Raw genomic sequence first — 6,264 nt, forward strand, 5'->3', positions numbered from 1 at the left:
AGATCCCTTGCACACCTTGACGCAAAACATCATCGGCATAGCGAAAAGCTTCTTGCACAGGGGTTTGTTCAGGAATCACCTCTAACAACTTATTATTGGGAATAATAATTAAAGTATCTACCCGACTTTTTAACCCTTCAATACCTTGCTCCGCTTGTCCCGTGCGTTTACGTCCCTCAAAAATAAATGGACGAGTGACAACACCAACAGTAAGAGCGCCCATTTCCTTCGCTACTTCTGCCACAATTGGGGCTGCACCTGTACCTGTACCACCCCCCATGCCAGCAGTGATAAATACTAAATCTGCACCCTCTAAAGCTGTAGCAATCTCATCACGAGATTCCTCAGCCGCCTTTTGACCAATGGCAGGATTTCCCCCCGCACCCAATCCCCTAGTTAATTTCTGGCCAATTTGCAATCGGCTAGGAGCGCCCGCTAAAGTCAGCGCCTGAGCATCAGTATTAATTGACCAAAACTCTACTCCAGATACATCAGACTCAATCATGCGGTTGACGGCATTACCACCACCACCACCGACACCAATCACTTTAATATTGGCAACACGCCCTGGAACAATTTCACCAATACCGCTATTTTCAGTAGACATCCGCTTGTGATCTTGACCTTGGGTAAAGTTTAGCCCTGAATTATTAAAGGGATTGTTTGAGTTAACTGCCAGAGAAAACCCTGGTTGTCCCGCAGCTTGAGAGTTATAGGTAAGCTCTTGGTTATTATCAAGTGTCATTGGATTTGTGAAAGGTAGATAAACGACTTTTCTCGGTGTGATTCACCTAAGAGTCAACTATATTTTGACATTGCCAGAATTTATGGCACTGTTATTTATTGTTTTTATTACTTCCCAGCCTACATTATGGCAGGTAAGATATGAAAATTCATAACTGAGCTAGGTATAAAACCTAAGCTGTATAACAGCTTATTAAGCCCGTTAGCCTTCTGACTCTTTTATTGGTGCATTGTTTAGATGATTAGCTGTATAGTTGATGATATCAGCCGCTGATTTTGATAACCCCCATTCCTAAAAAGTATAGTTCCAAAAAGCATAGATGTTTATTTATCTCATGCTTTTTGTCAGTACCAGATAATTTCGACAATAGTCTTAACTCAAATCCTGTGCAGACAGCACCATAACTTAATAAGGTTCAGCCCTAGCAATATATCTGAACCTAATGACTAAAAAATCGTGTATCTATATTATGTATAATATATACCCATTTGCCAAAATATAAAGTTAGTCTCTTCAATTACTAGTTAGGAACATTCATCTGGATGAGGCAAAAAGAGGAGTAGCACAGCCGAAAGAAAGATTCTTACCTTCAACGGATTGGTATTTTGTTCAGTTCTTTGATTTCTTGATGTCTAAGATTGGTTTTTTCTGATTCACTTGTACTAATGGATCAGCCGGATTTTTTATATCAATATAATCTATATTACTAGAATTAACTTGAGTGGGTAAATGGCGCATTTGCATAAGTACCCGAATTTTTTCAGGTAATTTGTTACTAGCGACACCTAAATGCACAGTTCCTAATTCAGTTTTCAAAATTAAATTTGTGGGATCTTGAAAATCAATTTCTGTAACTTTTAGAGAACTTTGGCTGATAGCTTCATACAGTTGAGTCCAGAAGATTTTGTATTGTGCCGGAGAGCCAATCACTATCAACTGGGGCAATTTTGCTTGGGGATTAATTGACATATACCTAGTGATGGGCATCCATATTCCATGAACATCTAGTAAGCCTAGTTCACCTTGTTGATTTGCTCCACTAAGATTTTGTAAACAAGGGTTGATATTCAGGGACTTCTTAGATGAATTGGCTTTTATACAATTATTTACTGTGTTAACTTTGCGGATTTGGTTGATGTCTTCAGCGCGTACAGCGATCGCTACCGGGACTCGTTCCTGAATTTCAATCATTAATCCAGGTGGAAACAGACGACGACTAACATTTGCTTCGGCAATAGTGGGTTCTTTTTCAAAGCTTCAGCAATATGCGAGGGTTCAATCCGCCATAAAGACTGGGGATAGGATAGCTCCAACAATGAACTAATATCCTCTTGTGTCAAGACTTGATCACCGGATTTTATAACTACTTGCTCTGAATCCTTTAATACCCACATTGGTTGGATTGCCACCCAGAACAAAGCAGATGCAAATCCAGTCACAGCAACTGTTCGCCAAATCGCCTGGATAATTTTAATTTGTCGCTGCCGACGCAATTTTTTACGACGTTGAGCAAGATTTGTCCGAGAAACTGATAATATCCCCGCCATATAATCCTCTTCTTAAAAATATTAGTACGAGTTATTTTGCTTATAAGAGAAATTGAATTTATCCAAGATAATCTAGTACACAACGGCGTAAATCAACCAACCCTTAAAAATTTGCACAAAGCTTGTTCAATCTGCTTTTTTAACTTTTAATTGTTAATTTTTAATTCCGCCCTGCGATACTAGTTTAATTTGGAAGCAATCTATATTTAATGATGATGTGATCACCATTAAATCCAGAAATATTTGATTGGTTAGTTTTCAAGGTTGCCCTATTCTGAGGAGTTATCAATCCGGAAAACATCATGGGTGTAGTTGGGAATAGCATCCTCATTATTAACTTCCTCCGATAAATTAACTAACAAAGTTTGTATTCGCATCCGGGCGATATAAGGCCATCCCCCCTCAGACTCAATATCTTTTAGAAGTGAGTAGAGTCTTTGACGATTATCAGGTAAATTTTCCTGAAACACTCCATCCCGAATTTCTTTGTGTAACTTTTCTAAATGACGCAATAAACCCAATAGTGCAATTACATCGCCTTCGCAGGTCTGTGCTGCATCTTGAACCGTAGTGGAAATAGCCTGTAACTGTTGGGATAAATCTCTAGATTCCCAATTTTGATCATGGTTCATGGAACGCTGTACTCCATAAAACTAATACAATACTGGAAAATTTACGAAATTGATCAATAAAAAAGTCAGAATTGCTGCATACCAGCATCAACTTGATCACCAGTACACAAAGCTGTTGAGTTACCTATACCCTAATTAGCAATTTAAACTTTCTGGCGATTCTCAAGTAACAAGAATCCTTGGTGGTAATGTAGAGAAGGCTTTCCCATAAATTGTGCTGCATAACAGCAAAATTTAACCACTAGAGTGCTTTGATTTTGAGTTAAAAAAAATCGTATGATCAGGCTAATTTCCCTATCCAAATACTCTTGATGTATTTACTGGCAACATATACATCATCAAAAATGGATGTGGTTCGCTGCTTAGTCTATGGTTTTAATTCTAGACTCAGAGACGCAATGCGTTTAATTACGTTTAGCAAAGCAGTTTGACAACTTAGATATTAATTTTTGACATTGAGGTTGACCATGAGGTATCGCGCTTTAATTGTTGCTTTCTTGGCTATATGCTTGGGTTTAATCACTGCTTGCAGTGATGCACCATCTACTAGTGGACGTGATGTCCTAACTTATGAACAAATTCGCGGCACTGGGTTGGCTAACAAATGCCCTCAGTTGGCTGAAACTAGTCGCGGTTCGATTGCAGTTGATCCTAAGCAGACATACACCATCAAAGAACTGTGTTTAGAACCAACAAATTTCTTTGTTAAAGAAGAACCTGCAAACAAACGTCAAGAAGCAGAATTTGTACCTGGTAAAATTATGACTAGGTATACTTCTACTATTGACCAAGTACAAGGTCGGCTCAACATCAATCCAGATAATAGTTTTACCTTTACAGAAGAAGATGGTCTTGATTTCCAGGCTATCACTGTTAAACTTCCTGGTGGTGAATTAGTACCTTTCTTGTTTACGATCAAAAACTTAGTTGCCCAAACACAACCTAATTTAACTAGCATCAATACATCTACTGACTTTGAAGGAACTTTCAAAGTACCTTCCTATCGTGGTGCTGCTTTCTTAGATCCTAAAGGTCGTGGTGTTGTTAGCGGTTACGACAATGCTGTAGCTCTACCAGCCCAATCTGATGATGAAGAACTTACTCGTACTAATGTCAAGAAAGCAGACATTCTCAACGGTAAAATTTCTTTGCAAGTAGCCAAAGTAGATAATATTTCTGGTGAAATAGCTGGTACTTTCGAGAGTGAGCAACCATCTGATACAGATTTAGGTGCTGGTGAACCTAAAGAAGTGAAGATTCGTGGTTTATTCTATGCTCGGATTGAGCCTCGCGTCTAAATATTTCTAGAATCTTATGGGAGTGTGTCAATCTTCAAGATTACCTCCCTAAGCTTGCGAAACAAATCCGGTTTAAGGAATCTCAAGTAAAAAAATCTCTGATTATTTTTGTAGTCCAGGCATTTTAACCAGTCTCCAAAGAAATTTATTTGTTGGAATTCCCTTTCCAAGATGCACATTATGAACAAAGTGCATCTTGGTTTTTTTTTGGAAAAACTAGGGACTTTTGATATGAGCGTAAATTTACTGATTTAAAATTTTATCTTTTTGGAATTTAAAGTTGAGATGAATTTAAGGAGTTAATTACGTAATCTTACTCAGTCAATCGCGCCTTGAAAAAGAGAATAGAGCAAATAAACAAAAATAATCACAGTCTAAACCTTGGAAATCATCGCCGCTTCCGAATTTTCAAGACCTATAAGCAAATCTCATGGCTAATTAGTTAAATATAGGTACAATCTCGGTTTAATATTGGATCGCTAATTGTATATTTTAATTCTAGGACGGTTGTTTGATAAACTACAAAACTTACCCAACTGAGTTGAGTAAAAAGCCTGAAGACAATTTTGCACAGTCAAAACTTTTGTTTGACATAGGGTTTTATAAATTCCCAATCTCAGCATTTATCTAAATATAGTTCTGATGTCTAGAGCGATCGCTGCGATCGCCACTAAGTTAACAAACGCTCATATCATACCAACTTACTCGTTTAAAAACAAAAATGTTATGCCTACTACAGCCACCAACGAACTAAAACATGAAATTTCACAGTTGTTGCGAGAGTATCAACAATGTCGCTCGGAGAGAGTTCGCAATCAACTAGTAAACCTTAATTTTGGACTAGTGAGAAAAGAAGCTCATTATTGGATTAATCAGTGCCAAGAGAGCTATGATGATTTGCTTCAAGTAGGTTCTATGGGCTTAATTCGGGCGATTGAGAAATTTGAACTTTCTAAAGGCAATGCTTTTAGTTCCTATGCGATGCCCTATATTCGTGGTGAAATTCAACACTATCTACGAGATAAAGGTGTGACGGTAAGAATACCTAGACGTTGGTTAGCACTCCAACAACAAGCTGTTGGTATATCCCGTTCTCTTCGTGAGCAGTATAATCGTCAACCTACAGATGGAGAATTAGCTGCTGCATTAGAAATTTCTCTGAGTGAATGGCAAGAAATTAAATTAGCATGGATTAATCGCGCTCCCTTGAGTCTTGATGTCCCTATCCAAGACGGAGAAGAAGGCTCTACCTGTTTGGGTGAATTAGTTCCAGATCCCCACTACCGAAGTTTTCAATTAGCCCAAGAAGATCAAATTCGTTTACAACAAGCCCTAGTCCAATTAGAACAACGCACTAGGGATGTGGTTGAATGTGTATTTTTACAAGATCTAACCCAAAAACAAGTAGCAGAACATTTGGGTATTAGTGTTGTGACAGTTTCTAGACAAGTTAAGAAGGGCTTGGAGTTGCTGAAAACTATTATGGGTGTAGCAGAAGACTAATAGCGCAGTGCGGAATTGAAAATTAAAAAAGCAGATTACACAAGCTTTTGTCAAATTTTTAATGGTTGACTTACGCAGTTGTGTACTCGTTACTGAAAACCCTTTTCGTAGAAATTCTTTGTTGCGCGTGTGTTCATGAAATGTCAACACGGATAAATAATTTTGCCATTTCACAATAAAAGCGGGCGATGGGACTCGAACCCACGACGTTCACCATGGGAAGATGACATTCTACCACTGAATTACGCCCGCAAGTATCTGCTATTATACCATAACTTCATAAATAATTTAAAAAATCTATAATTTGTACACTATTTTGAAAAGAAACTATTGTGGTACGGTCATTTTACTGTTCAAATTGGGCAAATTGAATGTACAACAGCTTATTCAAGAGCTTTAGTAAAGAATTACCTCTTAGCAATTGGGTAAGTAAGCATAAATTAGCCAAAACAGAAGAAAATCATGTAAGCTGGGGAAATAACTGTTGATCATAATTAGCATAGATGCCAATAGTTATAAATAAATATTCGTTTTTCGGC

4 protein-coding genes, 1 tRNA gene and 1 pseudogene are annotated in these 6,264 nt (G+C 37.9%); 2 read left to right on the forward strand and 4 right to left on the reverse strand.

Annotation, left to right across the window (positions count from 1 at the left end; translation table 11 throughout):
• From ftsZ to FJR38_RS05185, 3 genes and pseudogenes are all read right to left on the reverse strand, one after another.
• On the reverse strand, positions 1-745 hold a 745-nt coding region (gene ftsZ, locus FJR38_RS28190; RefSeq protein ID WP_371418148.1), incomplete at its 3' end, for a cell division protein FtsZ.
• Positions 746-1,354: 609 nt separating this feature from the next.
• Positions 1,355-2,292, reverse strand: a pseudogene (locus FJR38_RS05180) (cell division protein FtsQ/DivIB).
• Between the two features lie 269 nt (positions 2,293-2,561).
• A complete protein-coding gene (locus tag FJR38_RS05185; RefSeq protein ID WP_168535798.1) occupies positions 2,562-2,924 on the reverse strand; it encodes a hypothetical protein in 363 nt (120 codons plus the stop codon).
• A 467-nt stretch (positions 2,925-3,391) separates the two neighbouring features.
• Here FJR38_RS05185 and FJR38_RS05190 point away from each other — a divergent pair, with 467 nt between their 5' ends.
• Both FJR38_RS05190 and FJR38_RS05195 read left to right on the forward strand, forming a co-directional pair.
• Positions 3,392-4,222 (forward strand): photosystem II manganese-stabilizing polypeptide, encoded by an 831-nt coding sequence (locus FJR38_RS05190; RefSeq protein ID WP_168492196.1) that lies wholly within the window; start codon positions 3,392-3,394, stop codon positions 4,220-4,222.
• 726 nt (positions 4,223-4,948) lie between these two features.
• Positions 4,949-5,725 (forward strand): RNA polymerase sigma factor SigF, encoded by a 777-nt coding sequence (locus FJR38_RS05195; protein WP_168492466.1) that lies wholly within the window; start codon positions 4,949-4,951, stop codon positions 5,723-5,725.
• Positions 5,726-5,905: 180 nt separating this feature from the next.
• On the opposite strand, the gene FJR38_RS05200 is transcribed toward FJR38_RS05195, so the two are convergent.
• A tRNA-Gly gene (locus FJR38_RS05200) sits at positions 5,906-5,977 on the reverse strand.
• Positions 5,978-6,264: the final 287 nt, after the last annotated feature.

Origin of the sequence: Anabaena sp. UHCC 0253 (assembly GCF_009712085.1) — a bacterium.
In the GTDB taxonomy this organism is placed as follows: Bacteria; Cyanobacteriota; Cyanobacteriia; order Cyanobacteriales; family Nostocaceae; genus Dolichospermum.